This window comes from Shewanella psychrotolerans (assembly GCF_019457595.1).
GTDB lineage: Bacteria > Pseudomonadota > Gammaproteobacteria > Enterobacterales > Shewanellaceae > Shewanella > Shewanella psychrotolerans.
Window position 1 is genome coordinate 2,125,860 of the sequence record NZ_CP080419.1, and the last position, 23,428, is coordinate 2,149,287.

Sequence of the window (23,428 nt, forward strand, 5' to 3'; positions counted from 1 at the left end):
TATGAGGAAGCCACAACCAGTTAAAGGCCAGTATATTCCAAGGAAAAAATCCAGCTCTCCACAAAAGCCAGCAAGTAAATCCCCACAAATTGACGTTGGAGAAATGCTTGGCAAACTAGACGGCGACCAAATTACACAACTGGGAAATGGTGTAATTGAATTAGCTAATAATGGCTTAGATTTAGCTAAAGAATACTTAAAAACTGGGCAGGTTATAGCTTCTGCTCAAGCTGAAATTAGGAAAAGTGAAGCTGAGGTTAAAAAAGTTGCTTTAGAAGAGGAAACTAAAAGGAAAGAAATAGACCAGAGAGGTAAGGATAACGAATTAAATTATTACTCTGAAACGAGTAAGGAAGCCAACTCTCATGAACAAATAATGAGAATATTAGAGCAAGTTGAAAGTGGGAAAATATCCTCAGAACAACTTTCAGAATTAATTTATGCTGTTAAGTCAGGTTCTTAATTTATGTGGCAAATTGCTTTAGGGCTTGGTGTAGTTGTTGCTGGAAGTGCTGTAGCTTATTATTATAATGAAAAAACAAACGAAGAAATAGAGCGACAGAACAGAGCCTATCGAGACCGCGATAATATTTATAATCGTTATAACGCTAAGCGATCTGCTCAAGATGAAAATTATAGAGAGCAAAGGCAGGCTCAAGCTAGAGAATACAAAACATTATTACTTAGAGAAATCGACAAACATTTTGAGAAAGTTTTGCCTATAACTCAAGCTTACCAAGAGTTATATAACGCTATTGTTACAGAAATTAAGGCTGATACTACAAGCCCTTATAGGAAGTCAGCCCTTCAAAAAGAGTTTGCTCGAATCGAAGATGCTCAAATCCGAATTTCAGAATATGCAAAATATTTAGAGTTTGAAAAAACAAAAGTTAATCAGCTATGGGATAAAGGTAGCTATGATTGGTTGCTAGAAAGACCCATTGCTGATGCGTTACTACCTTTGGAGTGGCTATACCCTGGTAAACTATTAGTTGTTGAGTTAGAAGATATCGACAAGCCCTTAGATAATAGCCGTCATATTTTGAAGTTTTTAGGGTTTGGTGAACAGCCTGAACAACAGAAAGCTTTAGCTTTGAGTTATGGCTCTGAATTTCCAATACTCATAGTCAAAAATCATCATAATCAATTTTTTGGGTGTGTTGCTCGTGGAATCGTTTTTCATGATCATATTAGGCTATCAGAACCTTTAAGTATGACTGTAGAGCGTTATCGCGGTGGCTCTAAAGATTATATATGTACTTTCAATGATGGCTTAGTTAGAGCTGCTCTCCCGCAGCAATCACTCCTTCAGCCAGAAATACGTTGTATTCCAGGGCAGTCTATAGATGTATATTTCGATAGTTATTCTGCAACTTTAGATTCAAACCCTCTAAGAAGCTTTGAATCAAAAAGCAGGAAACCATTACCTTCTGTTACTGAGAAATCTCCATCTACAATGGGATATGATGAATTTGAGTTATTCATAGAAGCTGATGCACATGTATTGAGGAAAATTCCTTCAGATAGTTCTTTTTATTGTGAATCCACTCATTGGTCACTATTAGATTTTGATGCAAATACTAACCTCATTACTCTAGGTAAAGGTGAGGTTGAAGCTCGGTGCGAGTTATCTGAAAATAATGATGGTTTAGTCATCAGAAAAATTTTAGTTCATGAATTACCGCAAGTAGGTATAGATTTACCTTTCGAGTTTATTGTACTTTCATCCGACCTTTCGGTAAGCGAGCTTTTTGGCTGGGTTTATGGACTAGAAGAACTTCTATCATTTGCTAGTCAAGCTTTTATTAACTCGACTACTTCAAGAGAGAGAGTTAAACAAGTAGAGTTTTTTCGACGCTGGGAAAAAGTGGTTGAATACCAAAAGCAGCAAGAAAGTATTCGATGCATCGAGTTTGAGATATCTCCAGTCCAAATCAAAGGTTCATATTATTTACTCAGCATTGGTAACGAATGTATCAAACAGTCTCGTATAAATGAGAAATCTGCATATCAATTCATGAGGGAAATAGAAACCTCTGGTTTTTTACAATTTAATCGAAGTTGCCGTTTATTAATTTGGGACGCAGAAAATGGTAAATACATACCAGCCGTCCAGCACAAGCAAACACACAGAATAAGATATCAGCTTGATAACGGTAATATTGAAATCGAAGCCCCTCTGAACAACTTTAAGAAGTTAGACTTTACTGAACTACATAAATTTCAATTAATGGTTCAGTTGCCAAATGCACCACTTCATAGGCAACAAATGGCTTTAGATGCACTATTTGAGGATAGGCTCGTAGAACCTCATTTAAAAGATATTTTCTTAGCTCCCTCTTCTTACAATGCAGAACATCAACAATACTGGCTAGAAAGCGATATACATTGGAGTGGCAAACTCACTGAAAGTCAAAAACATGCTGTTAAGGTCGCATTGGCGGCTAAACATATTGCCATGATTCAGGGGCCGCCAGGGACAGGAAAAACAACGACTATTGTTGAAATGTTATTTCAGCTACTTCAAAAAAATCCTAACCAAAAAATTTTAGTAGTATCACAACAAAATACAGCTGTAGATAATGCTATCACTAAATTTAAAAAAGTTTACCCAGAGCTAGTAAACTCATGTGTAAATATAGTCAGGGTTGGAAATCCAGACAAAATTGATGATGAAATGGCTAAAGATCATTTTGATTTAATTTTTAAAAATTTCATTGATAAATGTTTGTCAGATACTACTACTAGATTTTCCCTTTTTAATGCTATTGAAGCTAAAGAAGATAATACTGCTAAGCTAGATGCCATGCATGAGTGGAGAGCGTTACTGATGCAAATGAAAGACTCTGCGACAGATAGTAAAGTATCAGATGAGTTTTTTACATCGATGCTCGCTAATAAAAACTTAATAGGTGCAACTTGTGTCGGTTTAGCTGCAAGACATTCTGGTATTGATCACATTACATTTGATGTAGCTATTGTTGATGAGGCTGGAAGAGCTACAGTACCTGAACTGTTGATTCCATTGTTAAGGGCACGTAAGGCAATATTAATCGGAGATCATCACCAACTTCCTCCCAGTATTGCTCCTGTCCTTCGAGAAGATAGCGCAAAAGAGGAAATGAAGTTTCTAGAAGAAACATTTTTAGAAACTAGCTTTTTTGAAAGCTTATTCGAACAGTTAGCAGAAGATTGTACTGCGGCGTTAACTGAACAATTTAGGATGTCAAAGCCAATAGGTGATCTGGTTGCTGAGCTTTTCTATACAAAAGACGGTGAGAGAAGGTTATTTAATGGCAATAAAGCCCCATTAGATACTCATGGATTTGTATCTAGAGACTGTCTAACTTGGGTAGATGTTTGGGGGAAACAACTAAAGCAACAAGGTTCAACAAGTCTTGAAAACCAATTAGAAGCTGAGGCTATTTGCTCTTATTTAAAAGAGTTATCAGAGTCATTCTCTCGTCAAATCGATGTCGCCGTTATTACTCCTTATGGAGCACAAAAGCGCTTGATTAGAAAACTATTAAAAACAAGTAAGGGAAGTCAACAGGTTAAGCTAGGGAGTTTAAGCATAAAAATCGATACTGTTGATAGCTTTCAGGGAAGTGAGGCTGAGCTTGTTTGTTATTCTACTGTAAGAACACATGGTTCAATGCAGTTTTTGCTTGATAAAAAGAGGCTTAATGTTGCTTGTTCAAGAGCCAAAGAGAATTTAGTGTTTTTTGGAAATATAAGAGCTCTAGAAAACTGGAAGCCCAAAACAGGAGAGGTAAATTTATTCAAGGAAATTATAGACCGCTCTAAGAAAGAAAAGTACATACCAGCACGTAGTGAAAAAAGAAAATATCTAGAAACTTAAGGGTAAAATTAAATACAGCTTAATAAGGGAATTTATGCAATATCAAATATTAAAAAATAAACAAAGAGAAGTGAGAGATGGCTTCTCGCAAAACCTAGCCTTAAGAGTACATCGTGCTCTCAGTTAGTTAAATAAATCAGAGCAATGTGACGAACAAGATAGCCAGTTTATTTTCTTATGGATTGCTTTTAATGCTGCATATGCCCAAGATACAGAGATTTTGAGACATACTGAGTCAGAAGCTTTTTCAAAGTTTGTTTCTAAATTAGTTGCGATGGATGAAAATAGTGATTTTTCAGAGCTAATTTGGTCTCAATTTTCATCTACGATCAGAGTACTGCTAGATAATAAGTTGGTGTACCAACCATTTTGGGATTATCAAAATGGCAAGATAAGTGAAACTGATTGGAAAAATCGCTTTAGTTCGGCAAAGCTAGCTGCTAACAATGCGTTAAGTAGCAAAAAAACAGATGTTGTTATCTGCATAATATTGCAAAGGCTATACACACTTAGAAATCAGATTGTGCATGGTGGTGGTGCTTGGAATAGTACGGCAAATCGGGAACAGATAAGAGACGGAGTTGCTTTTTTAAGTAAGCTTGTTCCGATCATAATTAATGTAATGATGGATAACACTGAAACTCTATGGGGAGATGCAAATTATCCTCTGATTTCTGAGTAATGAGTTGTGACAGAACGCCAATGGAAACATTAACTGATGGGAAAAGGATTTGGGCTGAAAAGAATTTAGCTCAAATCTAATCTGACGAAGGCACCAGAAAACCGGGTAACTGTCAGATCAGGTATGAGCTAGTACAGTTTATTGAACGAAAATTTTTTCTAAGCATTGTATGTTCAAGTGATTATCCGATGGCTTTACCAGTGGTATCTGATACAGCTGGTTACTTTCCTCATAATCAAGACTTCCATACTTACTCTGATGGATCATTTTGTCTTGGCTCAGACCTGAAAATTAAGTCAATTTTAAAAACCGACTCGTCATTGACAACCTTTTTCGAAAAGATTGTTGTCAGGTTTCTTTATTCGGTGTCCCATAGGGTTGAATTTGACAACTTTCCCCTATGGCGAACTGGACCATGGTGAGAAAGGCCTGATTGATGATTATTCTCAGTTGTTCAATGTTAATGGTAAAGCATCAGTTCTACGGGCTTTGAAAGCGTGAGGCAAATAAATTACCTTGTCCATGTGGTTGTGGTGATCGTCTTGGCTCGTGTGACTATCGGTTGGTCTTGAACGAGTTTCGTCAAGTTGAGCGCCGCCGATGGTTTCGCGATCACCTACAAAATGCTTTTACACACATTAAAAAGGTAAAGAAGCGATTGCTCCGTTTTTACCTACCTTTACAATCATAAATAAACCTATGTTTCAGCTGAATTGAACTGACCTACGTTTATGGTGGAGTAGAGTATCAATAACATTGACGTCTCACTGTATATTTGTATTTAGCCAGATTAGACGGTTGTGGCGGGATTTAATAAGGCTATCTTGTGGTACAATCTCTACCAACGCATCTAAGCTTTTTGTCGATAACGGCACAAAACGATTCGTTGAAACCAGTTCTGCATCGTTAGCCAATAGTTGAGAAACAATCAGCTCAGGAGATAGTTGTAATAACTTGCTCAACCACGATACCGGTAAAAAGTTACGAATAAGGTTTATAAAGTCCTGCCCGGTAATGTGTGCTTGATTGTTATAACTAAACAATTTGAGGTTGTTGTTCTTAGCAAGGAAGGCAAGTGATGTTTGATTAAGACCTAAGATATGCTTAGTCCGTACAGATGATAATTTTGCTTGTTTCATCATTTTGAGTGAACGAACCAGCGTTGCTTGTAAACTTGTTCTATCTACCTGAATAGATTCCATTAACGTATGTTGTTCAATAGATAGTCTAAAAGTAACTTTGTTATTCATTAAAAGCTGGAGCCAGTCTGTTGTTCGAACACCAAAATGCTCAAGCAGATACCAATATTGGTCATAGTCCAACCAATCACCATTGTTACTCGATAATGCTTCTAGCGTTTTCGTGATCTGCTTAAGATCAAATATTGAGTCTCGTAAAATCCTCAATTGTTTAAGCGGCGGTATTAAGTTTTTATCCACTAGCTTATAGAAAGCATCATGATCTTCTAAACCAAGTACTTCAGACATTTGCTCTGTATCGGCGTGATACTTGAGCTCTTCGTTTGAATATGGTTGTCTAGCCTTTTTAATTGACGTAAAAGCAGGGGATTCCGTTATCTTATGGGCTGCATGCGGCGTACATGATTCAAATGCTACGTTCGTTATTGGCCAATTGTTTTCTAATTTTGATAATAGCGATACATATGGTAGTCCAACAGCAAGTTCGCCAATCGGTTTTAAGCAGGCACGCTGTAATATTAACTTTTTGTGCCAGGACAAGGCACATGCGCTATCATTTAGAAGCCTTAATGAATCTAGCAAAATAGCTGGCCAGTTATCTAGTTCATAAGGGGTTTTCATCAGTTCAAAGAAAGAATCAAAAGGGCGAATAACTCTTTGAGACGCTAAGAACATATCCTTTATTGCACTCGTTTTGTTAGCAAATTCTAGTGTTTCCAATTGTTCGTTAACAGTTAGCGCAAAATTGCTATTTGGCCTACGCAATATACTAGAGCAGTGTGAACATATGCCACTTAGCGTTGGTTCGGCCCAACGAAGTGCTTTGCTACAATTCGGGCAATGGCTAACCAAATCACATAGGTGTTGTTCACAATAGCCTAACCCAATAACCTGCCAATCACTTTTAATGTAGCCATCACTTCTAACGCAATCTGGGCATATAACAGGAGTTGTTGAATAGATGATTCGGTATACCCGGCTTTGGTCATAAATCACATCAGAAAATTTATTGGTGTTTTCCCAACGATTAAGTAATTCAATTGAATGACCATTTAATGCAGACAATGGCTTTTTACTTTCGTCCGTTAGATATTTTTTCCTGACTAACTCATGATAGCCCATTTCTTTAAACATCGCGGAAGCACTCGGCCAACAGTTTAATACTGCTAATCTAAGCGCGTAAGCATTTAGGTCTTCATCGGGTTTGGGAGTAGGGTGTGTACGAAGAAGTGCTTTAGTCATGTTCACTCTCCGTATTGAGCAATTGAAAGCTGAAGGGCTAATTGCTTATCAGTAGCGGTGAATGGATTAAAATCCGGCGTATCATCAACTTCCGTGTACTCAGCCGTGATTTCATAAGCTTCTGCAAGAATCTTTAAATCTAGTTTTGAGCGATTATGGTCACCAGATTCAAACTCTTCGATAGCTTCTTGAAAAAGATATTTTAGTCGTCCGATGATCCCACCGGTGGCGAGCCAAAGTCTCAGCGGCAAATCTTGCTTTTCAAAGTCAATTAGCGGCACTTCCAAAGATTGAAGTACCTTTTCATAACCGATGACGATATTCATCCAGTCTGAATCCGGATCAATATCGTAGAAAAAGGGTTTTAAGTGAACAGACTTTAGCGCTCTGTTCGTCAACTGCATCTGTTGAGAGTCATCAACGTGCTGATAGTTGTTTTGCTTTCGATACTCCTCTGCCGAAGGCCTCAATATTTTCTTGGCATCTGGTAGTCCACTAAGTGCAACGCAAGTGTTTGTTTCATTCGTAATAGTCTTGATAACGTCTGCAATACCTTGCGTTTTTGTTTGGCCAGACACTGGCACAATGTGTTGAACTTCATCGATAATGACAATGTCGATTTTGTATGCTTTGAGTTTCTCGACAACAGAGCTCAATAAATCTGATGCTCTGTTTGTCTCTTTTGCATTACGAACGCCCAGCTCTTTGAGAATAGACACTAAGAGCCCGTTTAATCCCGATTTACCAAATGCTTGCACGTAAATAATCGGAGCATAAGTAAATTCGTGATTATTCTCTTCTGATGCCGACTCATTAACGGTATTCATATAGTGCTTGAGTGCTGTCGTCTTGCCGCAATGCGAAGGGGATGTGATAAGAAGAATACGCGGTTGAACGCCTGCATATTTATGAAGCCGACTAAGCGCTTTTTGAACCCTCAAAAAAGTGGGTAATTTCAAAGTCAGGTTGGAAAATCTCTGCGTTTTTTCCGATAATTTTGGCCGCTTAAATGGCATCAAATCCTCCCGACTTCTTCGATTGTTTATTATCTGACTCAAATCGTGAAGCATTTTCCTTTTTAAGCTCGATACTAGCAGGCTTTTCCTGTTTGCTATCAGCGATTTTCTTTGCTACTTTCTCTGATTCAATGTCGTGCTCAGACATAAATTCATGGGGGCTTAGCCCTGATTTTGATAAGTCATCCCATATGTCTTTCGGAGCCCCTTTGGGTACAAAGTTTGTCTTGGGCCCTCTACGTACATTTGCAGCACGTTGTTTAATGCGTTTTTCAGATGCAATAGTGGCTTGATTCTCAATACGCTTCCTTATACCGTTACGAAACGCATTTAATTGATAGAAGGATACGCGCTCTGATAGTTGTGCTGTATTGGGTACTTCGATTCTTTCGCCCGTTTTTGGGTTAATAACATTGATTGCACGTGCATCGTAATAATTAACTTCAACGCAAACCCTGATACTCTTTAAAGAGCGATTACCATTGATTTCGAATACTAATTTTTGCAAATCGTCGCTTTGAAACGTTTGATATAGAACTTGAACCCCTTTAACCGAGTTTGCCGCTTTATTTTCAATTAACACTGGCCGCAATTCTTGAGGATTGGGTAATTGCTCTAGATAAATGGGTGGCGTTTTATCTGCTAGTTCAGCCCATACCTGGCGTGGAGTCTGATATTTCAGCGCTTCCATGGGGGTGTCGTGGTACGTGTAACACAAAGCATCATAAATCTTTTCTTCAATCTGCTCGATGGTGTACTTAGCCGTACTTCTTAAAGTGTCTTCAGAAAATGTACCAGGCTTGTATTTGCCTAGGACAGCTTGGACTTCGTCGCCGACATGTTGTCGTATACTTTTTACGGCGGCTTCAACAAACGGCTTACCCCATCCTTTACGACTGGGTAGCATCTGCATAAACGCGTTAAGAACTTTCTCAATAAACTTTTTGTTACCAGAATCCCTGTAACCTGGGCCGTTATCTTGTGCGTACAAATGTGCAATGCCGCCGAATGGATAATCGGGATCGTTTTTCTTAATCACCGAGTGAAGCAGTGCTTCGAGAACAAAAGACGCCGTTTCTTTTTTCTTATCCGACACCATCAACGAATAACCCACGATTGCGCGAGTGCCAACATCGAGACAAAATGCAATGGAAAGACTACCGATGTAGTACCCCTCATTATCTAAAATCCCTATATTAACGTGCATGACGTCACATTCGACTCGTTCTAATAAAGCGTAATCAGGGTGATGAGATTTGGTTATTCGGATGAACTCTTGGTACGCAATTTCACCTTCACGAATTCTCTTTACCTTGGCGGGGTCTAATTGTTTTATGCGTGCACGGATAGTATTTGCATCAGGGATATCGCTGTCTGTATATCCGACATCTAGCATTTTTATTCGAACGCATTTAATAGTCGCTTTTTGAGAGTTTTTTTCTTTTAAATAGATGTTATCGATGCAATTTTTGATGATGTCTTCAATATCATCAGCTAATCGAGGTTTATTTTTTCCCGCTCTTTTTGAAATGACTAATTGCACTGTATCAAAATTATGTAATGCCCAATCTCTGTACCACCCCTGTATGGTTTTCGCTTTCGGTATATCTTTACCGGCATAGCCATGATGCTCCGCGACAACTGGGATCATCTTTTCTAACATGGGGATGCTTTGTGGAGTTTCGTGCAATCTAGCCTGTTGGCAAAATGCGTCTATCTTTTTAATGCGTTTTAACTCTGCACTCGTCAGCTGCACGCCCTTTGATTGCGGCGGAATGTCAGTGACAATCGATAGTGCTCTGAGCTTGTATGCTTCAAGTAATTCAGAGAGCTTATATTGGGTCAGCTTATCATTGTGTATTTCGTGCACACCGACCATATTATTTCGATGATCTGTGAATTTTATTTGACCAACCGTGCTCTTGTACGAGATAGAAGTTCCGACGTTGAACGGAAGATATTCAGCCATTGAACTGGTCTCTAATCACTTGATTTGCTGAATGGAAATAATTTTTCTGGTGAAACGGTCAATCTTTAACAGAAAATACACCCCTTCCGGGTATCCAATTATGTATATGCTGTCCAAGTGTACTAGCTGATATTCGAATTTAGACGTCATTATATAAACTCCACAATGGTTAGATCATTAAGAGGCAAATCAAAATCAAAAACTGCTAAGCGATGCGCTAGGTATGAGAAAGCAAAAGCGTCATCGATATTTCTTTGTGATAAAGCGAGTCGAAAGTCTTCAAAAGTAAGAGCATCACCGCATAGAATTTTGGCAGTGACAATTGGCAGTACTTGCGTAGGGCAGAGCTTCAAGTATTTGTACAAGGTACGGTAATTTTTTAAGCGTAACTCTGTACATTCGTTTTCCGGCACGATATGCCGGAACGTTTTTCCATGTTGAGTTTTAAAGCACCATCGTAGCAGTGCAATATCTTCTTCAGTCATTTGATAAAACTGGGTTTTGGCTTCAATAACAACCCAGTCAAAAACAGTTAAGTCAAAAGCCACGAAATCCGGTGTGTAAGTAAAAAGCTTTCCATTTGGATCTTCGAGTTCAAAAGTTAAATTTTGATCTGAATAACTCAGAATTGCATCGTCAAACTCTAATATTAGTGCTGTGTCGATTTCGGAACGACCTTCGCACCAGAGATGTCGCGCTGATTTGTAGCTGTAAAAATAGTTCGTATACTTCTTTCTACTGTGCTTATGTTTGACTCTTCCGACTCGTCTAATTTCGCTCAAATCAATTTCTCTGTTAATAAACTTAAAATTGAAAATAGCTGACTTATTTTTGCAGTGCAAATCGTACAATATTGTACAAATTCAATGACTTGACAGTAAAACACATATCGAAATAGTATGTAAAAAATGGCAAAAATGAAAAGCAGAGTGAAATCAATGAGAAGTCAAAAATGAAAGTCATTTTTTGACATTTTTCGAGTTAGTATATTGATAATTAACGCAAAAAATTGCCGAAAAAAATATTAAAAAAGATCCATTTGTTTGAGCTTTAACACACTCTGGTGCGTGAAAGTCACCTTATGCTGTATACGTCTGAATTTCATTATTTGATGGATTGTTTTGGCGAAACAAGGTATCGCACAGTCTTGTGCACTCAAGTTTAAGCCTGACTAAAACGAAGTTTAACTACGGCTATAAGTACTTAACAACGCGAGCTAAAAAAGGTTAGGGGGCGTATTAACCTTCTTTAAACCTACTCACTGCATTTGTTGAATAACGGGAAGTTGCGTTGCTCATTTCGGAAGGAACTATCTGTAGATACACCTAGAAATCATTTCATTTGTGCGACTCTTAAGTATATCGCTAGTTTGGTTTGAAAAGGCCATTAAAGCTGCGCTGTCACACGCTTGCACAGTTGTTAACACTAAAATGAACTTTTTGGACTACATTAACTGGCAATAAATGGTGCTAATTACAGCTGAGCTGACGTTTCATTTTGCTTTGAGGGTTGATGCGAGTAAGTAATACCGTGTAAACCAGGGCAAACGACTTAATTGGCAAATTGATGACACATCAGAACAGATTGAACGGCTGATGCCATCAATACAGCAAAATATCAAATTTGAAGATGAAAACTTGCAATGAAGATGAAGTGTGATTGATACAGATACATCACGCTGTGTGAATAAAACTGTAGTTGGGGCCGCAAAGTTTCATTTCATTCACACAGCGCACGGTTTCTGAAATCCTTCTCAAACCAGCATGCGCAAGTTTCAAAAAATGCGTTTATTTGTATATAGCAATTGAATTTAAGCATTAAAAATTTAGGAAAACTCGATAAGTATCAGAAGAATATCTCAATAACAAGTCAGCCTGAAAAAAGTTCGAAACCTGAATCTGAATTCAGTTGATCAGACATTATCGGCACCTCCATATCCTCACACACATAACCGCGCACAATGTATATTATGTTAAATTGTGTATCTTTATACCCTTGACTTTCAGTGACTTACGAATTCATAACAAAAACCCCAATCACAACGCGCATTTAAAATCATTAGTCACACTTTTGCAATGTTCAACACACCTAACCAAAATTAACCCCATTACATCAAGTTTTTCTGATGACAACCGTTATAACCTCAAAGTGGCAAATCTGCATTTGTTATTTTAAAATATTATAAAGAAGGTGAAATTATAATGCTGTTTAATTTCAGGAACGCTCACAATTATCTGTACTCATACCCTCATAGCGCTAAGTTTAAGATCTTATTTAATGATGATCCTCGCCGAATTTGTGACTATTTTGGCGTCACTAAAGCGACTGCTTATAGATGGATCAACGAGGGAAAGCCGACCAATAAAACAGCGCTAAGGCTTCTAGATATAGCTGCTAGCGGTTTTTTACCATGCAACAACCATTGGAACGGCTTTTTTATCTTTGATGGTTCGCTGGTGACATCAAGCGGCTTTGTGATCCACTCTTGGGAACTTGATATAATGTGCGAAACATTAGAGCGCGTACCAACAGCAGAAAAGCTTATTAATAAGCCGCGAAACTTTAAACCTTGGAGAGACAGAGAACCCGACTTTGTGAAGCGGTTTCATTCTAGCAAGTAATTAAAAGCCCCAGACGGGGCTTTCATGTTTATTTAATCAACTAGCTTAAATAGGCTTTCTTGATAATCCCTGTAATTGCCTACAGCCCGTTTAATTTGATTGAGTTCGTGTTGTAGCTTTCTATTTGCTTCTAGGCTTTCACGATAGCGTTCTGCTAATGCTGGGTGTTCTTTTGCTGCTCTGAGTAATGCCCCCGCAGATGTATTAACATCTAAGCATTTCTTTAGTTTCTCTATATCAGCTAGCTGTGATTCATTTGCTCTTACTGTTATCGCCATTGATTGCAATCCTTTAACCGGTGCCAGAATAAATTACCTCTTAATGATTGCAGATAGTAAACCTGGTTTTTTCTCGAGTAAATCAAAATGATTGCATTTTTTGATTTTCGTTCCTGGCATCGAGGCGCAATTTGATAGCATTGTGAGTTTCTGCAGCAAATCACCGGCTTTAAATCTGCAATCAAAAAAAACCGCCCTGCTGGACGGCTATTTATCTTCTAGCTTGGTTATTCTTGTTGCGTGATCTTGCTGGATATTAGTAAGCCATTTTATATCTGTTTTATTGCTAATTATGATCACGGCCATTGATAAAAATTGCGTAAACATGAGCAAAATCATTTTTTCATCCACCTTTTACCGCCCCCTTTATCGCTGAGATTAGCGCAGGTGCAACACGTTTTAGCTCGACGATTCCCCACACGCCGCCGTTGATACTAATAAAAGTTTTAACCCACCAATCTGGAACCAAATCTAAGTTAGTAAATATCTCTTGTCCATGCTGCGGATAAATCACAGTGATCAAGATAGGCAAAGCAAACATAGAATAGCTTACATATCTTAGCCCCTTGTCTTTATCGGCTAAATTGGCCATCTCCCAATCATGGTTATGACTCTGTTCATCTTGCGCAAGCCGCGCCTGATTGTTGAGAACGGCTATATCACGAGCCGCTTTAGCCGCCGCTTTTTGTTTCCGTGTTTCAAACCAAAGCTTTATTGGTTCGACTAACAATGTTAACCATCCCATAAGAACGCCTATACCTTTTGATTAACTAGACCAATCGTAACGCCAGAGGCGTTCGCCAGCGTTTCGGCTGATACTTCGCCATTTATTAAATGCTCATATTTCAGTTTTAAGCGCCCTTTTACATCGAGCAATTCATTAAATAGCGGCTCTATCTCTGCATTAGATTTAATTAGCGTTTGTATCCATGTTCTGTTTACCGTTAAATCATTTTCGATATATCGTTCATCAAGAAAAAAACGCGCCTCGCTAAATTCTACCCGATGATTTCCATTTAGCGCGGCTGTAATATCAGATAATGCCACACCAGCAGCTGCAGAACCTGAATCAATCCATTGCCCGATCGGTGTAGACCAAGTTCTAATGTATTTCCACGCAATAATTACAGCGATACCGATCCCAGTGATCTTGAGTAATTCTATTTTTTCACTAGTTGTTATTTTCATTACTCACCCCGATGTAATTTAGTATCAATTGAGCAATAACAATTGTTGCAATGCCAGATATAACTAAGCTGTAATTGATTTTCATGCCATTGCCACCCCTTTAATAATGATTTCGTCACTGTAAGGTTGCGATCCGTTTTCGTGATAAATCATTGCTTTGATAAGTGCGGGAATTTGATCTAGCGGTAATGGCTCATTGGCATCGATCCCGACCTTTTGCGCAACTGAAGCAATATAACTATCAGTTTCATTTTCTGAGCGCGGCGCCCAACGGCTTATGATACCGTTGATTGTGTTTAAACCATGCTTTGTTCGGTATGTATTAAGAAGCCGCGCAGCTGCTCTAATACCATATTCGGGGGATTCAAATTCCTCAAATTGTGGATCTAAATCCTGTTCATGCTCACCAATCCATTCATAATCTACATTTTCATTTTCACGAATATTTAAAGGATTGTTGTTACGAATACCACGCGCAACCGTGGCATCCCCTGTGCTTTTAGTCATAATTAACCAGATTCCTATTACTAATAAAAAAGGGATAAAGGGACGCATCAAGCGCCCTCCTCTAGTTGTTTTGGAACAAATTCCCCTGCAATGTAGCTATCTCCTAAATCAAAGCCATCAAATGATTGAACAGGGATTAACTGATGATTGCTTACTTCTTTAGATAAATCTGACTTACTAATAACTAAGCCGTTACTATCTATTTGCGCGTAAAGATAACGGTTATTCATATTCGATCACTTCCCAAAATACAATTGACGCATAACTCATATAGGCATTAAGTTTTTTAGCGCCTACCAATTTTAAATTTGTAGCACTGGTTAAAATGCCCCCTGCACTAAAACTTGTTGAATCAGATGTAGTTCCAGACGCTGTTTTTGAGACACCATCAGCACAATTAATATTTAAAATAGATTTATTTAGATCAACGGCGGAAATTGCAATATTAATGACACTTTCATAACTAACTAACGATTCCCCACGCTGGATCGATTTAATCACGACCTTAGATGCTATATCTGATTTAACTTCATCAATTTTTGTATTCGTGGCGCTATTAACCGTTGTCAAATTATCTATCTTATTATCAATAACCGCGTTTTGATTCTCGCTTGCAGTTAAGTTTGCGGTTAATTTGGCCGCATTATCGGCCAGAATATCGGCCTTTAACTGGTCAAATTTTGGCGTTAAATCAACAGGCTCAGCACTCATAATTACATTAATCATTTAATGATCTCCGTAACTGATAGGGTTGCAATATCGCCCGACTCATTAAACGCATAAAGCGCCCCAGTTGACTCAATCGGCATAACAGCGGGCGCAGATTTAGATCCTGACACAAACACACCGCGACCCGCTTGTATTGCATTGCTTCCAATACGTAAATCGGTACGTGTTGCACTTAACACCTGTATTAGTGCCGATTTGCGATCAGGATTAGCGGCTAATACTTGCACCTTTTGCCCTGCTGTTATTGTTATATCTTGAGCATCAGCAACGCTTGCCCCTAGCACTACATGAACAGTTCCATTCTCTACAGTGGCTTGCGCGTCAACTCTGATAGATTCCTCTATTCGTTGAATAATTGGTTTATTGCTAATAGATACCGATTCACCACCCGCTGCATTGATTTTAAGCTGTGACGATTGCAACTCTAATGTGATCGGGTAACTGTGTTTATTTTCAATATCCACGCTTGGATATTTTTCTAAATCGACAATCCAACCAGCTTTGATTTGATTTGCAGCAAGCCCTAACGCAGAGTTGCTCAATTCAAAAGTATCACTAGCCGCTATCACATTAAAATAGCGTCCAGCGGTAGGAAATAAGCGAGTTTCACCCGCTTGCAGTGTGATAATCATTTATCCCGCCCTCGATACAACCAAACCTAAAAAGATAAGCGCAGCGCCGCCCATAAAATACATAGCCATTTTACCAGCTTGTTCCGCGACAACGGTTTGACCGCCTAGCGCCGTTTTTGCTGCTAGTTGCTCAATTGTCATTAGGCCTTTTGTTGTTGTTTCGCTGTTTTCTTTGATAGCCGCTTGTGCTGATGAATTAACAGCGCTTACGCTCTTATCACTGATAGCTTGCAATTCTTCAGCAAAGAGTTTCATGCCATCGGTCACGTTATCCATTGCATTAGCTTGGGTTTTTGACATTTCATTAAGCGCAGATGAGCCAAATTTAAATGAATCGCCTATTACACCTTTGCCAAAGTTAAGCGCGTCACGATTAGCATCTTTCATGCTGTCAATTGCTGTACTAGCAACATCTTTTAAATTGTTATTAGCACCCGTGGCAAAATCAAAGCTTTTATCAACGGTATCCCCCGCAAAATCAAAACTGTTTTCCAAGGCTTTATTGTTTGAATTAAATCCTTGTTTAACAACTTCTTCAGCTAACGCAAACGCTCCGCCGTCAGTAACGGTATAGTTACCATTATAAAAATTTCCGTCTATCTCGGTTTCAGTGCGATTACCGCCTGTAAAATCACCGTCTATCTCGGTGCGATTACCGCCTGTAAAATCGTCACCAAAGCGATTGCCGCCTGTGAATTCATCGCCAATTTCGGTGCGATTACCGCCTGTAAATTCTTCTCCAATTTCAAAAGACGTTGTTGTATTTGTAACGCTGTTACCATCGCCGCCAATCACTTGACCTTCATTGTCGCCTTGAATGGCTAAATTGGTGTTTTGTGTGGCGGTGTTTGTGGTCTGATCTGAACGTGATTTACCGCCCATTATTTGACCTCCAATTTATAGACATATTCAGTGCGAAAAAGTCCGCGCCTAATTTCTGTTAGATAAATAGGCCAATACTGCATAGTGTTAGCCAATGGTTTGGGGTTAAACGTGTGGAATCGAATTACTGAAGCATTAGCAGCTTGAGCTAAATTATATATAGCTCTGGAGGCGCGATTAAGACCGCGCCCAGCTGCGGCAACGATCACAAACTCTCTATGACCGTTGACCACTTCTAAGCGGGTTACTATTAACAACTCTCCATTGTTAGCAGACCAAAGACGAGCTCGACCCCTGAGAACCTCACGTTCTAGATTACTGATCGCCCCCGCTGGCTTTAATTGCTCACGAGCTGCTTTACTCCAGATTGCTGGTATTAACGCTTCCATAGCAGCAAAGCCAAAATTCCCAATGCCGCAAGCATTCCCCAGTTTGGCCCCTGCTGACCAAAATTAATGCCCCCGAACGAACTTCCACCAAGGTTTTGATCGCCGTTTCCTGATGTAGCATCACCACCAGAAGCCGACAAACCGCCGCCGCCCGTTAAACTTGTCATGGCTCCAAACATCTGTTACCCCTTACGAGCAAGCACAAACACCAATAACAAGGCTAAACCGCCTAGCATTAGATTTTGATTGCTTACACCTGCAATAATTGACGGCTGTGCGGGTTGCGCTGGATAGTCGCCAGTTTGCACAATAGGCGAACCGTCGGCATTAGTGCCTTTTGTTGGTTCCCGTTGCTGTGCGGTTTCGGGCTGAGAATTGATCTCTTGTCTATTAGCCGTCTGGCTGGTCACATACGAATCAACGTATTGCGAACCAACTTCGCCGACCATATCGACAACCTCACCCCCTAGCCCAACTAAATCATCAATCCAAGACATAAGCCCCCCTTATGCTTGGCGCACTGGTAATGGTCGAACCTGCTCTAACATTTCAACAAGCATAGGCACAGCACCAGAAGCGGCCTTTGTTAACACAAACTTTAATTGAGTATTTGCGAAAGTTGGGAATAGACCGTCTAATCCTAGGCCCAATTGTGTTGGATCAAAGTGAAAATAACCCGCCTGTGGTGCAAGATCGTTAGCTTTCAAATCATAGTTATTATCTACGGCGCGTAAATCGTGGCGCTTTGTATCATCACGCCAGATTTGAACACGGTTAATATCAGCGGCTTTGAAGTGAACGCGACGAATAAAACGGTTCATATTTCCGTTTTTCCAAATTAGATCATTGTCGCCACTCATGGCGGCGTCATAAGTTGATCCATAAATTCGCGGGACAAAATAGCGTTGAGGCTGTGCAGGTGTTACCCAAGTACGCCCACGAATTGAAAACGATGGGCCATCTACATCATCAACCAATTCGACAAATAAGTTAACTTCGTCAGTCGGTAACGTGACGAGTTCACCGCTACGAATGCCGTTTTTAGTGCGGTATTTTTTATCCGCAAAATCGATGATATAGCGCCCAGCTTCGGCAAATGTTTTCTTAAACGCTTGGATCATTACAATTTCAGCGCCTGTGAGCGCGACAATTTCTTCACCGTTTAATTCAAGGCTAACGCGCTTAACTTTTGAAGCATCGGTTATATCTGTTATTAATTCGATTGACTGGATTGTCATTCCTGCTTGAATTTGCAAATGCCCTTTTTGACCCCAACCCATACCAACAGGCGATAAAGTATCGCGGCTTAATGGTGCGTATCGGTTCATCAACTGAGCATATAATAATGCTGAATTCATATATAACCCCTTATCCGATCGCGTCTTCAACTGCATCAATATTGTTTGATGCGTAAACAATAGCGGCAGAAACTACCGCGCTAATAACCAGCATTGCCACTAGTGACCAGCTTTGCTTTTTTGTCAGATTCATAGAATTACCTTTGTAGTTAAAAATAGTTAAATTGCCTCAACTGTTTTAACTGGCGTTTTAGAATCAAAAAAAATGGTATTCGGTTCTCGATTTGGTCAAATTCGGTAATATGACTAGATGACCGACCATAAAAAAACCCGCACTTTTGCGGGTTTTATCAGATTATAATTTAAGCATCGGGGTAAATATGCCGCAAATCTAACCTTTCAATATCCCCCATCTTGGGGTTTTTCTTGATATACGTTAGCGGATCCAGTGCCAAAATATCATTAACAGGTATTCCGCATTCTCTCGCCATGCGTTCGGCATCGGCTAAAGTTTCTTGAATCCCAACTATTTTATAAGGTGTCATGCTTAAAATCGTTTTTGGAACTTCGGTTGAACGCTGAAAAATACAATGCATAACTAAACCAAATTTTCTGCCACCTGTTAAGCATTCACCAAATGCGCTTTGTTCTTTGCCTGTGCTGTCACACCATTTCGCTAATTCTTCAATGATCACATCTAAGCGCCGTTGGCCGTCAGATGCTAACCACATCAACTTACAAAACCAAAGCATTTCTTCACGGCTAGGTTCTGCGGGTTTATACGCGATCCTAAACGGTTTTTTAGATGCCCATGCGGATGCAAACGCTTTAGCAAATGTAGCTTTGGTCGAATAGTGATAAACCCGCTTGTTAGCAAAGCCTGTATTGTCGATGCTGCCTTTTTTGTAGACGTAATCACCATAGGGATCGAATATCGATAAACAAGGGCTTTTGGGCATCATGCCAGCCCATTGAACAGCAACAGCTTTACCGCCGCCAGTGCCAGCGGTATAGCTCACATGAAGCGCTTTGTGGCGGTTTGATTTGTTAATTGCCATTATGCCGCCTCACTTAATTCTGATCGCTCTTTTAGCCTTTCCTTTTTCGCTGCTGTTTCGGCCTCTAGTTGCAAGCGCTTTTGGTCTTTAAATTTCAAATATACGGTGACAGCAAACAAAACGATGCCTTTTAAGGCGATTAACTCAACTCTATATTTAAATAACGTCTTTAACCATGGCGGTGCATCGGCAATATCATTGCCATATTTTACAACACAAGGCGCTAAATCATCGGCTAGGCTTTCAATCTCAAAGGGCGATATTTTAAGATCGGTTTTCGTAATTGTTGACGCAAACATCATCAAACCGTTTGCACCCTGAATAACTAACGATTTAGCGGCGGTTTGGGTTATCTTCTCTATCTTTTCATCTGCTGCGGCTTTGACTTCGTTAAAATCAGGCGCGCTACTCTCAAACAAAAATGCATCAAATTCCGTATTTTCGGTATCAATTACGGTATCGGAAGCGAATTTATTCCAATCATTTCCGTTATCAATAACGGTTTCTAATACGGGTATTTCGGTCTCAATTTCGGTGTTTATTTCTAAATTTTCGCCAGTCATTAAACCGCCCTCACCACTTTAACGCCCAAAACAACTAACCCAGCAGTAACTAAACCACCCAAAACCCACCCCAAAAAGCCGCCAGAATCGCCGCTATCGTGATCATCTTCGATTTCGTTAGGCTCTGGCTCCCATTCGGTTATTTCTGCGTTAGAATCGCTTACAGGCGTTTTGATTGTTTGGGTATCTTGGTTCGGCAATTTTGTATCAATGGCTAATGATTCGGAAATAGTCGGTAAATCGGCATCAAGCGGAACCATATTAGCCCGCCAAAATAGCTGCAAACCTTCACCGCTGCGCATATCTTGCTTGCATGTTGGGCAATAGGTGTATAACAGCTTTTTCCCGTTTGAGCGTTGGCGAACTTCCATTTCATCGCCACATTGACAGCGCATTTTTCCCAAAACTGTTGGGTTAGGCTTTTTCATTGGCTGCACCCTCTAATTCTATTACTCGGTTTTCAAGTGAGATTAACTTAGCGTAGAGGGCTTTAATTTGATTTTGTTGGTGTTCTACTGATTGAGTTAATGTGCCTGATAGCTTGACGGCATCAACAACAAGTTGTTGGCCCATCTTCGCTTTTAGATCTACTCTCATAGAGGACACTTGATCCATCTCTGCGAGCTTCGTCATGATCACATCAAATTGTTGTGTTAAGGAAAGGGGTTTTGTTTGTTGCTCTATTTTTTGGCTTGTATCGGTCACTGTGTTAACCCTTAGTAAATTAAAAAGGGCTGTCTCACTATCAGGTTAACAAATGTTGCTTGGGTATACAATTTCGCCTTTCTGTTCTGCTAGACAGTTGCGCAGCAACAGCCCCGCAGGGACACCAAGCCATGCTTACAAACACGCTTAGACGGTCGTAGACAAAATCAGGTACCGCGCTCGCGACTGACCCCTAGCGCAGCTAGGAAGTGGTCAGGCATTCTTCGATTAATGCTTTATCCCCAAGCTTGCGAGGGGTAAAGCATTAATCAACCCTTACCTTTTATCTTTAGATAAAACATTTAGGTAACTATGGCGTTTAAATGTTCGGACATATTACACGGAGTAGTTTTAGTCCCAAGTCACAGCTTACACACATACTTATACACAGCTAGCGCGATTTTTGACCGCTTCAAGTCGCATTGCTCCAGTTCAAACATAAGTACAATCTAATTTAAGTCGATGAGATTGGTTAATATATAGGCGATTTTTGCGATAGATGATCGCAAAAATCCGCAATTAAGCGGCATTTTGGTAATATATTGGCTAGTTTGGTGGCGGGGTATTGCTGTGGGCTTGTTTGCGGCGTCTGAATTTATCTAATAGAGTGATAGGGGTTAGTATGTATTTGATTGCTACGCCCCACTGCTTAGACTCACGAACGAGCTTTTTAGTTGTGGCTTTCGCTGCTTCTACGTAGGGTGCTAACAGCCCGAACACATCAAAGTATTTCTCTGTGACGCGCTTTATCGATGCCAAGCATACGTATTCGCCTTGGCTGTTCTTCATGCCTCGCGGCTGCGTAGACTCAATCCAGCCATTTTCGATAACACGCGCAGCGCACTGTTTGACCCTCCAAAGCGGAAGATCGCACTTTTTCGCGATAGTTTCCCACGTATAGAGAAAGAACCCATTACTTGTAGTCATGCCTATTTTGCGCGTTCTTAACTCCATATTATCGACTAAGCAGGTCATTAACTTGGCTATATCTTTAAGAAAACGCTTTTGCGTAGCTCGCCCACACTGACTAAGCAGCGCTGCTTGCTCTGAAGGGGTTTCTAGGTATTGCGACCAACGCGCCCGATTGAGCGCCGCAAACGGGCGATCAGATCTGGTTTTAGTGGTTGGTGCTGCTTGATTCATGCTTTGTTTAACCTCATTGCGGCTAAACGTTGACGGTACTCACCAGCGCAGATCAAACAGAATGTTGCCGAACGTGGGCAAGCTGCTAGCCTGTCCTGTCTGGCAAACTTAAGCATGATCTTAGCTTGTTCGTAGAGTTCGGATTCTGACCATGACCGCATGATCACGCACCAAGCTTAACAGCTTGACGCTGATACGCGCAGACAACACCAAAGGCTTCAACAGCGGAGTTAAGCTTGCCGTGTTCTAAGTGCCATTGGGCGATCTCTTGGTATCGCTCTACTTGGAGCGCAATAAAATGACGGGTTGAACTATTAGGCGTTAAGCCTTTGTTCATCTTTAAAATGGTATTTATAGCAATCATGTTCAAGTCTCGGTTTGTAAGCTGGCTTGGCTAAATGTTCGGGGGGGGTATGCACACCCCCCCTTCACACCGAGACAGCTTTTTTGTTTCATGAAGTTGAAAACACCGATGCTTTACATGTGACTACAAAACAACGGCGCAACAAACAATACACACAATTTTGTGTACAGTACACACAACCTAGTGCGCGCTGTGATGGTTTTTTGTTCGCATTTGTCTCATTTTGATACTGGTGCTATTCTAAGCAGGTGACTACAAAACATGGGTTTTTATTAATGCATTACGATGAGCTTTTATCTCGTGCAATTGCACGCGCGTCATGTCGTGGCAGCATAAGACAGGCAGCAGCTAAAATTGGTATTAGGGATACTTACTTAGGACAGTTAGTTAAATGGCGTGAAACTGGCAAGTTTCCGTCAGATGATGTGTTGTTTAAAATTGCTGAATTAGCAGGTGAAGACAAAATAAAATCTCATTTTGCGACAATGGCAGCAAAGATAGAAAATGAAGAAATATCAGCAGCTTATGAAGCCCTCGCATCTTAATTTCTATTTTTTTAAAACACACTCTGTATATTATGTTAAATTCCCTTTGATTTATATTACGTACATGTGTAAGTGTGTAAAGTTTCACTTAATTTCAGAATCTGAATCAAGAAGCAATTCAAGCTATGACAGTCATTAGCCTCTCTGCCTTAGTCCAGATTGTTTAAATGATGAAAGGCAATTGAATTGATTAAAGATTAGGCGTCGCTACGTGCATGAAATCATTGATACCATACGATTGCCCAGTAGAATGTGCGCAGCGTTATGACAGCCTCTTTGGAAAATGCTTAAATTTCAATTTGGATAGAATTGTTGATAGTGATGAAAATTCAGCGGGAATGTACTTTTCTGCACTAGTTTTCTATATCTGCGGTCTGATTATCTATAAATATGTGATTGTTCCAGAATGAAAGGTGTGGAAAGCCTCTAGAACAGTAAAGTTGGCCGTAACTTTTGGTCCAATGGGTTCAGGTTGGTATCTATACGAAATTATAGTCCTGTCGCAAAGAATAGACGCTAGTACGCTTTGGCATTAGTGAGTTAAGTCCCCTAACCT

At 40.0% G+C, this 23,428-nt stretch carries 29 protein-coding genes; 5 read left to right on the top strand and 24 right to left on the bottom strand.

Annotated features, from left to right (window positions below; genetic code table 11):
• Nucleotide 1: 1 nt before the first annotated feature.
• From K0I62_RS09435 to K0I62_RS09445, 3 genes are all read left to right on the top strand, one after another.
• A complete protein-coding gene (locus tag K0I62_RS09435) occupies nt 2-463 on the top strand; it encodes a hypothetical protein (RefSeq protein ID WP_220071176.1) in 462 nt (153 codons plus the stop codon).
• A 3-nt stretch (nt 464-466) separates the two neighbouring features.
• Nucleotides 467-3,862, top strand: a complete 3,396-nt coding sequence (locus K0I62_RS09440) for an AAA domain-containing protein (RefSeq protein WP_220071177.1) — start codon at nt 467-469, stop codon at nt 3,860-3,862.
• 220 nt (nt 3,863-4,082) lie between these two features.
• Nucleotides 4,083-4,544, top strand: coding sequence for a HEPN domain-containing protein (locus K0I62_RS09445; RefSeq protein WP_350354800.1), 462 nt, complete (start codon nt 4,083-4,085; stop codon nt 4,542-4,544).
• Between the two features lie 764 nt (nt 4,545-5,308).
• Here the strand turns inward: K0I62_RS09445 and K0I62_RS09450 are convergent.
• The 4 genes from K0I62_RS09450 to K0I62_RS09465 all read right to left on the bottom strand — a co-directional run bounded on the left by K0I62_RS09450 (nt 5,309) and on the right by K0I62_RS09465 (nt 10,752).
• On the bottom strand, nt 5,309-6,985 hold the full coding sequence (locus tag K0I62_RS09450) for a TniQ family protein (RefSeq protein ID WP_220071178.1): 1,677 nt from the start codon (nt 6,983-6,985) through the stop codon (nt 5,309-5,311).
• A 2-nt stretch (nt 6,986-6,987) separates the two neighbouring features.
• On the bottom strand, nt 6,988-8,001 hold the full coding sequence (locus tag K0I62_RS09455) for a TniB family NTP-binding protein (protein ID WP_220071179.1): 1,014 nt from the start codon (nt 7,999-8,001) through the stop codon (nt 6,988-6,990).
• Entirely contained in the window at nt 7,991-9,970 is a 1,980-nt protein-coding gene (locus tag K0I62_RS09460; RefSeq protein WP_220071180.1) for a TnsB C-terminal domain-containing protein, read from the bottom strand. The genes K0I62_RS09455 and K0I62_RS09460 overlap by 11 nt, the downstream gene beginning before the upstream one ends.
• A 149-nt stretch (nt 9,971-10,119) precedes the next feature.
• Complete coding sequence (locus K0I62_RS09465) at nt 10,120-10,752, bottom strand: hypothetical protein (RefSeq protein ID WP_220071181.1); 633 nt, start codon at nt 10,750-10,752, stop codon at nt 10,120-10,122.
• 1,419 nt (nt 10,753-12,171) lie between these two features.
• Here K0I62_RS09465 and K0I62_RS09470 point away from each other — a divergent pair.
• Complete coding sequence (locus tag K0I62_RS09470) at nt 12,172-12,591, top strand: helix-turn-helix domain-containing protein (protein ID WP_220071182.1); 420 nt, start codon at nt 12,172-12,174, stop codon at nt 12,589-12,591.
• Between the two features lie 32 nt (nt 12,592-12,623).
• Here the strand turns inward: K0I62_RS09470 and K0I62_RS09475 are convergent, their stop codons facing one another.
• The 20 genes from K0I62_RS09475 to K0I62_RS09565 all read right to left on the bottom strand — a co-directional run bounded on the left by K0I62_RS09475 (nt 12,624) and on the right by K0I62_RS09565 (nt 22,327).
• Nucleotides 12,624-12,869 carry a hypothetical protein gene (locus tag K0I62_RS09475; protein WP_220071183.1) on the bottom strand — a complete coding sequence of 82 codons (246 nt, stop codon included), beginning with the start codon at nt 12,867-12,869 and terminating at the stop codon, nt 12,624-12,626.
• A 343-nt stretch (nt 12,870-13,212) separates the two neighbouring features.
• The gene (locus K0I62_RS09480) at nt 13,213-13,614 is read right to left on the bottom strand and encodes a hypothetical protein (RefSeq protein ID WP_220071184.1); all 402 of its coding nucleotides are present in this window, start codon (nt 13,612-13,614) and stop codon (nt 13,213-13,215) included.
• A gap of 8 nt (nt 13,615-13,622) precedes the next feature.
• Entirely contained in the window at nt 13,623-14,057 is a 435-nt protein-coding gene (locus K0I62_RS09485; RefSeq protein WP_220071185.1) for a hypothetical protein, read from the bottom strand.
• 81 nt (nt 14,058-14,138) lie between these two features.
• A complete protein-coding gene (locus K0I62_RS09490) occupies nt 14,139-14,612 on the bottom strand; it encodes a hypothetical protein (protein ID WP_220071186.1) in 474 nt (157 codons plus the stop codon).
• Nucleotides 14,612-14,794: a hypothetical protein gene (locus K0I62_RS09495; protein ID WP_220071187.1), complete on the bottom strand. Its 183-nt coding sequence runs from the start codon at nt 14,792-14,794 to the stop codon at nt 14,612-14,614. The genes K0I62_RS09490 and K0I62_RS09495 overlap by 1 nt, the downstream gene beginning before the upstream one ends.
• Nucleotides 14,787-15,290: a hypothetical protein gene (locus K0I62_RS09500; protein ID WP_220071188.1), complete on the bottom strand. Its 504-nt coding sequence runs from the start codon at nt 15,288-15,290 to the stop codon at nt 14,787-14,789. The genes K0I62_RS09495 and K0I62_RS09500 overlap by 8 nt, the downstream gene beginning before the upstream one ends.
• Complete coding sequence (locus K0I62_RS09505) at nt 15,287-15,925, bottom strand: hypothetical protein (RefSeq protein WP_220071189.1); 639 nt, start codon at nt 15,923-15,925, stop codon at nt 15,287-15,289. Before K0I62_RS09505 ends, K0I62_RS09500 begins: the two co-directional genes overlap by 4 nt.
• Nucleotides 15,926-16,807, bottom strand: a complete 882-nt coding sequence (locus K0I62_RS09510) for a hypothetical protein (RefSeq protein WP_220071190.1) — start codon at nt 16,805-16,807, stop codon at nt 15,926-15,928.
• A complete protein-coding gene (locus K0I62_RS09515) occupies nt 16,807-17,196 on the bottom strand; it encodes a hypothetical protein (RefSeq protein WP_220071191.1) in 390 nt (129 codons plus the stop codon). Before K0I62_RS09515 ends, K0I62_RS09510 begins: the two co-directional genes overlap by 1 nt.
• A complete protein-coding gene (locus tag K0I62_RS09520; protein WP_220071192.1) occupies nt 17,184-17,375 on the bottom strand; it encodes a hypothetical protein in 192 nt (63 codons plus the stop codon). The genes K0I62_RS09515 and K0I62_RS09520 overlap by 13 nt, the downstream gene beginning before the upstream one ends.
• A gap of 3 nt (nt 17,376-17,378) precedes the next feature.
• Complete coding sequence (locus tag K0I62_RS09525) at nt 17,379-17,693, bottom strand: hypothetical protein (RefSeq protein ID WP_220071193.1); 315 nt, start codon at nt 17,691-17,693, stop codon at nt 17,379-17,381.
• Between the two features lie 9 nt (nt 17,694-17,702).
• Entirely contained in the window at nt 17,703-18,554 is an 852-nt protein-coding gene (locus tag K0I62_RS09530; RefSeq protein WP_220071194.1) for a major capsid protein P2, read from the bottom strand.
• A gap of 10 nt (nt 18,555-18,564) precedes the next feature.
• Nucleotides 18,565-18,687 carry a hypothetical protein gene (locus K0I62_RS19235; RefSeq protein ID WP_258405124.1) on the bottom strand — a complete coding sequence of 41 codons (123 nt, stop codon included), beginning with the start codon at nt 18,685-18,687 and terminating at the stop codon, nt 18,565-18,567.
• Nucleotides 18,688-18,856: 169 nt separating this feature from the next.
• Entirely contained in the window at nt 18,857-19,552 is a 696-nt protein-coding gene (locus K0I62_RS09535; protein ID WP_220071195.1) for a hypothetical protein, read from the bottom strand.
• Nucleotides 19,552-20,115 (bottom strand): hypothetical protein, encoded by a 564-nt coding sequence (locus K0I62_RS09540; RefSeq protein ID WP_220071196.1) that lies wholly within the window; start codon nt 20,113-20,115, stop codon nt 19,552-19,554. The genes K0I62_RS09535 and K0I62_RS09540 overlap by 1 nt, the downstream gene beginning before the upstream one ends.
• Nucleotides 20,115-20,543 (bottom strand): hypothetical protein, encoded by a 429-nt coding sequence (locus K0I62_RS09545; RefSeq protein WP_220071197.1) that lies wholly within the window; start codon nt 20,541-20,543, stop codon nt 20,115-20,117. Before K0I62_RS09545 ends, K0I62_RS09540 begins: the two co-directional genes overlap by 1 nt.
• Nucleotides 20,530-20,820, bottom strand: coding sequence for a hypothetical protein (locus tag K0I62_RS09550; RefSeq protein ID WP_220071198.1), 291 nt, complete (start codon nt 20,818-20,820; stop codon nt 20,530-20,532). Before K0I62_RS09550 ends, K0I62_RS09545 begins: the two co-directional genes overlap by 14 nt.
• Before the next feature lie 546 nt (nt 20,821-21,366).
• A complete protein-coding gene (locus tag K0I62_RS09555) occupies nt 21,367-21,963 on the bottom strand; it encodes a hypothetical protein (protein ID WP_220071199.1) in 597 nt (198 codons plus the stop codon).
• Nucleotides 21,960-22,124 (bottom strand): hypothetical protein, encoded by a 165-nt coding sequence (locus tag K0I62_RS09560; protein WP_220071200.1) that lies wholly within the window; start codon nt 22,122-22,124, stop codon nt 21,960-21,962. Before K0I62_RS09560 ends, K0I62_RS09555 begins: the two co-directional genes overlap by 4 nt.
• Nucleotides 22,125-22,126: 2 nt before the next feature.
• Nucleotides 22,127-22,327 (bottom strand): hypothetical protein, encoded by a 201-nt coding sequence (locus tag K0I62_RS09565; protein WP_220071201.1) that lies wholly within the window; start codon nt 22,325-22,327, stop codon nt 22,127-22,129.
• 275 nt (nt 22,328-22,602) lie between these two features.
• Between K0I62_RS09565 and K0I62_RS09570 the strand changes: the two genes are divergently transcribed.
• Nucleotides 22,603-22,872 carry a hypothetical protein gene (locus K0I62_RS09570; RefSeq protein ID WP_220071202.1) on the top strand — a complete coding sequence of 90 codons (270 nt, stop codon included), beginning with the start codon at nt 22,603-22,605 and terminating at the stop codon, nt 22,870-22,872.
• The last annotated feature ends 556 nt before the right edge of the window (nt 22,873-23,428 follow it).

Bases quoted from the DNA above. Each gene is read 5' to 3' on its own strand.
- K0I62_RS09435 (WP_220071176.1), top strand. From the start codon at position 2: ATGAGGAAGCCACAACCAGTTAAAGGCCAGTATATTCCAAGGAAAAAA.
- K0I62_RS09440 (WP_220071177.1), top strand. From the start codon at position 467: ATGTGGCAAATTGCTTTAGGGCTTGGTGTAGTTGTTGCTGGAAGTGCT.
- K0I62_RS09450 (WP_220071178.1), bottom strand. From the start codon at position 6,985: ATGACTAAAGCACTTCTTCGTACACACCCTACTCCCAAACCCGATGAA.
- K0I62_RS09455 (WP_220071179.1), bottom strand. From the start codon at position 8,001: ATGCCATTTAAGCGGCCAAAATTATCGGAAAAAACGCAGAGATTTTCC.
- K0I62_RS09460 (WP_220071180.1), bottom strand. From the start codon at position 9,970: ATGGCTGAATATCTTCCGTTCAACGTCGGAACTTCTATCTCGTACAAG.
- K0I62_RS09470 (WP_220071182.1), top strand. From the start codon at position 12,172: ATGCTGTTTAATTTCAGGAACGCTCACAATTATCTGTACTCATACCCT.
- K0I62_RS09475 (WP_220071183.1), bottom strand. From the start codon at position 12,869: ATGGCGATAACAGTAAGAGCAAATGAATCACAGCTAGCTGATATAGAG.
- K0I62_RS09480 (WP_220071184.1), bottom strand. From the start codon at position 13,614: ATGGGATGGTTAACATTGTTAGTCGAACCAATAAAGCTTTGGTTTGAA.
- K0I62_RS09485 (WP_220071185.1), bottom strand. From the start codon at position 14,057: ATGAAAATAACAACTAGTGAAAAAATAGAATTACTCAAGATCACTGGG.
- K0I62_RS09490 (WP_220071186.1), bottom strand. From the start codon at position 14,612: ATGCGTCCCTTTATCCCTTTTTTATTAGTAATAGGAATCTGGTTAATT.
- K0I62_RS09495 (WP_220071187.1), bottom strand. From the start codon at position 14,794: ATGAATAACCGTTATCTTTACGCGCAAATAGATAGTAACGGCTTAGTT.
- K0I62_RS09500 (WP_220071188.1), bottom strand. From the start codon at position 15,290: ATGATTAATGTAATTATGAGTGCTGAGCCTGTTGATTTAACGCCAAAA.
- K0I62_RS09505 (WP_220071189.1), bottom strand. From the start codon at position 15,925: ATGATTATCACACTGCAAGCGGGTGAAACTCGCTTATTTCCTACCGCT.
- K0I62_RS09510 (WP_220071190.1), bottom strand. From the start codon at position 16,807: ATGGGCGGTAAATCACGTTCAGATCAGACCACAAACACCGCCACACAA.
- K0I62_RS09515 (WP_220071191.1), bottom strand. From the start codon at position 17,196: ATGGAAGCGTTAATACCAGCAATCTGGAGTAAAGCAGCTCGTGAGCAA.
- K0I62_RS09520 (WP_220071192.1), bottom strand. From the start codon at position 17,375: ATGTTTGGAGCCATGACAAGTTTAACGGGCGGCGGCGGTTTGTCGGCT.
- K0I62_RS09525 (WP_220071193.1), bottom strand. From the start codon at position 17,693: ATGTCTTGGATTGATGATTTAGTTGGGCTAGGGGGTGAGGTTGTCGAT.
- K0I62_RS09530 (WP_220071194.1), bottom strand. From the start codon at position 18,554: ATGAATTCAGCATTATTATATGCTCAGTTGATGAACCGATACGCACCA.
- K0I62_RS19235 (WP_258405124.1), bottom strand. From the start codon at position 18,687: ATGAATCTGACAAAAAAGCAAAGCTGGTCACTAGTGGCAATGCTGGTT.
- K0I62_RS09535 (WP_220071195.1), bottom strand. From the start codon at position 19,552: ATGGCAATTAACAAATCAAACCGCCACAAAGCGCTTCATGTGAGCTAT.
- K0I62_RS09540 (WP_220071196.1), bottom strand. From the start codon at position 20,115: ATGACTGGCGAAAATTTAGAAATAAACACCGAAATTGAGACCGAAATA.
- K0I62_RS09545 (WP_220071197.1), bottom strand. From the start codon at position 20,543: ATGAAAAAGCCTAACCCAACAGTTTTGGGAAAAATGCGCTGTCAATGT.
- K0I62_RS09555 (WP_220071199.1), bottom strand. From the start codon at position 21,963: ATGAATCAAGCAGCACCAACCACTAAAACCAGATCTGATCGCCCGTTT.
- K0I62_RS09560 (WP_220071200.1), bottom strand. From the start codon at position 22,124: ATGCGGTCATGGTCAGAATCCGAACTCTACGAACAAGCTAAGATCATG.
- K0I62_RS09565 (WP_220071201.1), bottom strand. From the start codon at position 22,327: ATGATTGCTATAAATACCATTTTAAAGATGAACAAAGGCTTAACGCCT.
- K0I62_RS09570 (WP_220071202.1), top strand. From the start codon at position 22,603: ATGCATTACGATGAGCTTTTATCTCGTGCAATTGCACGCGCGTCATGT.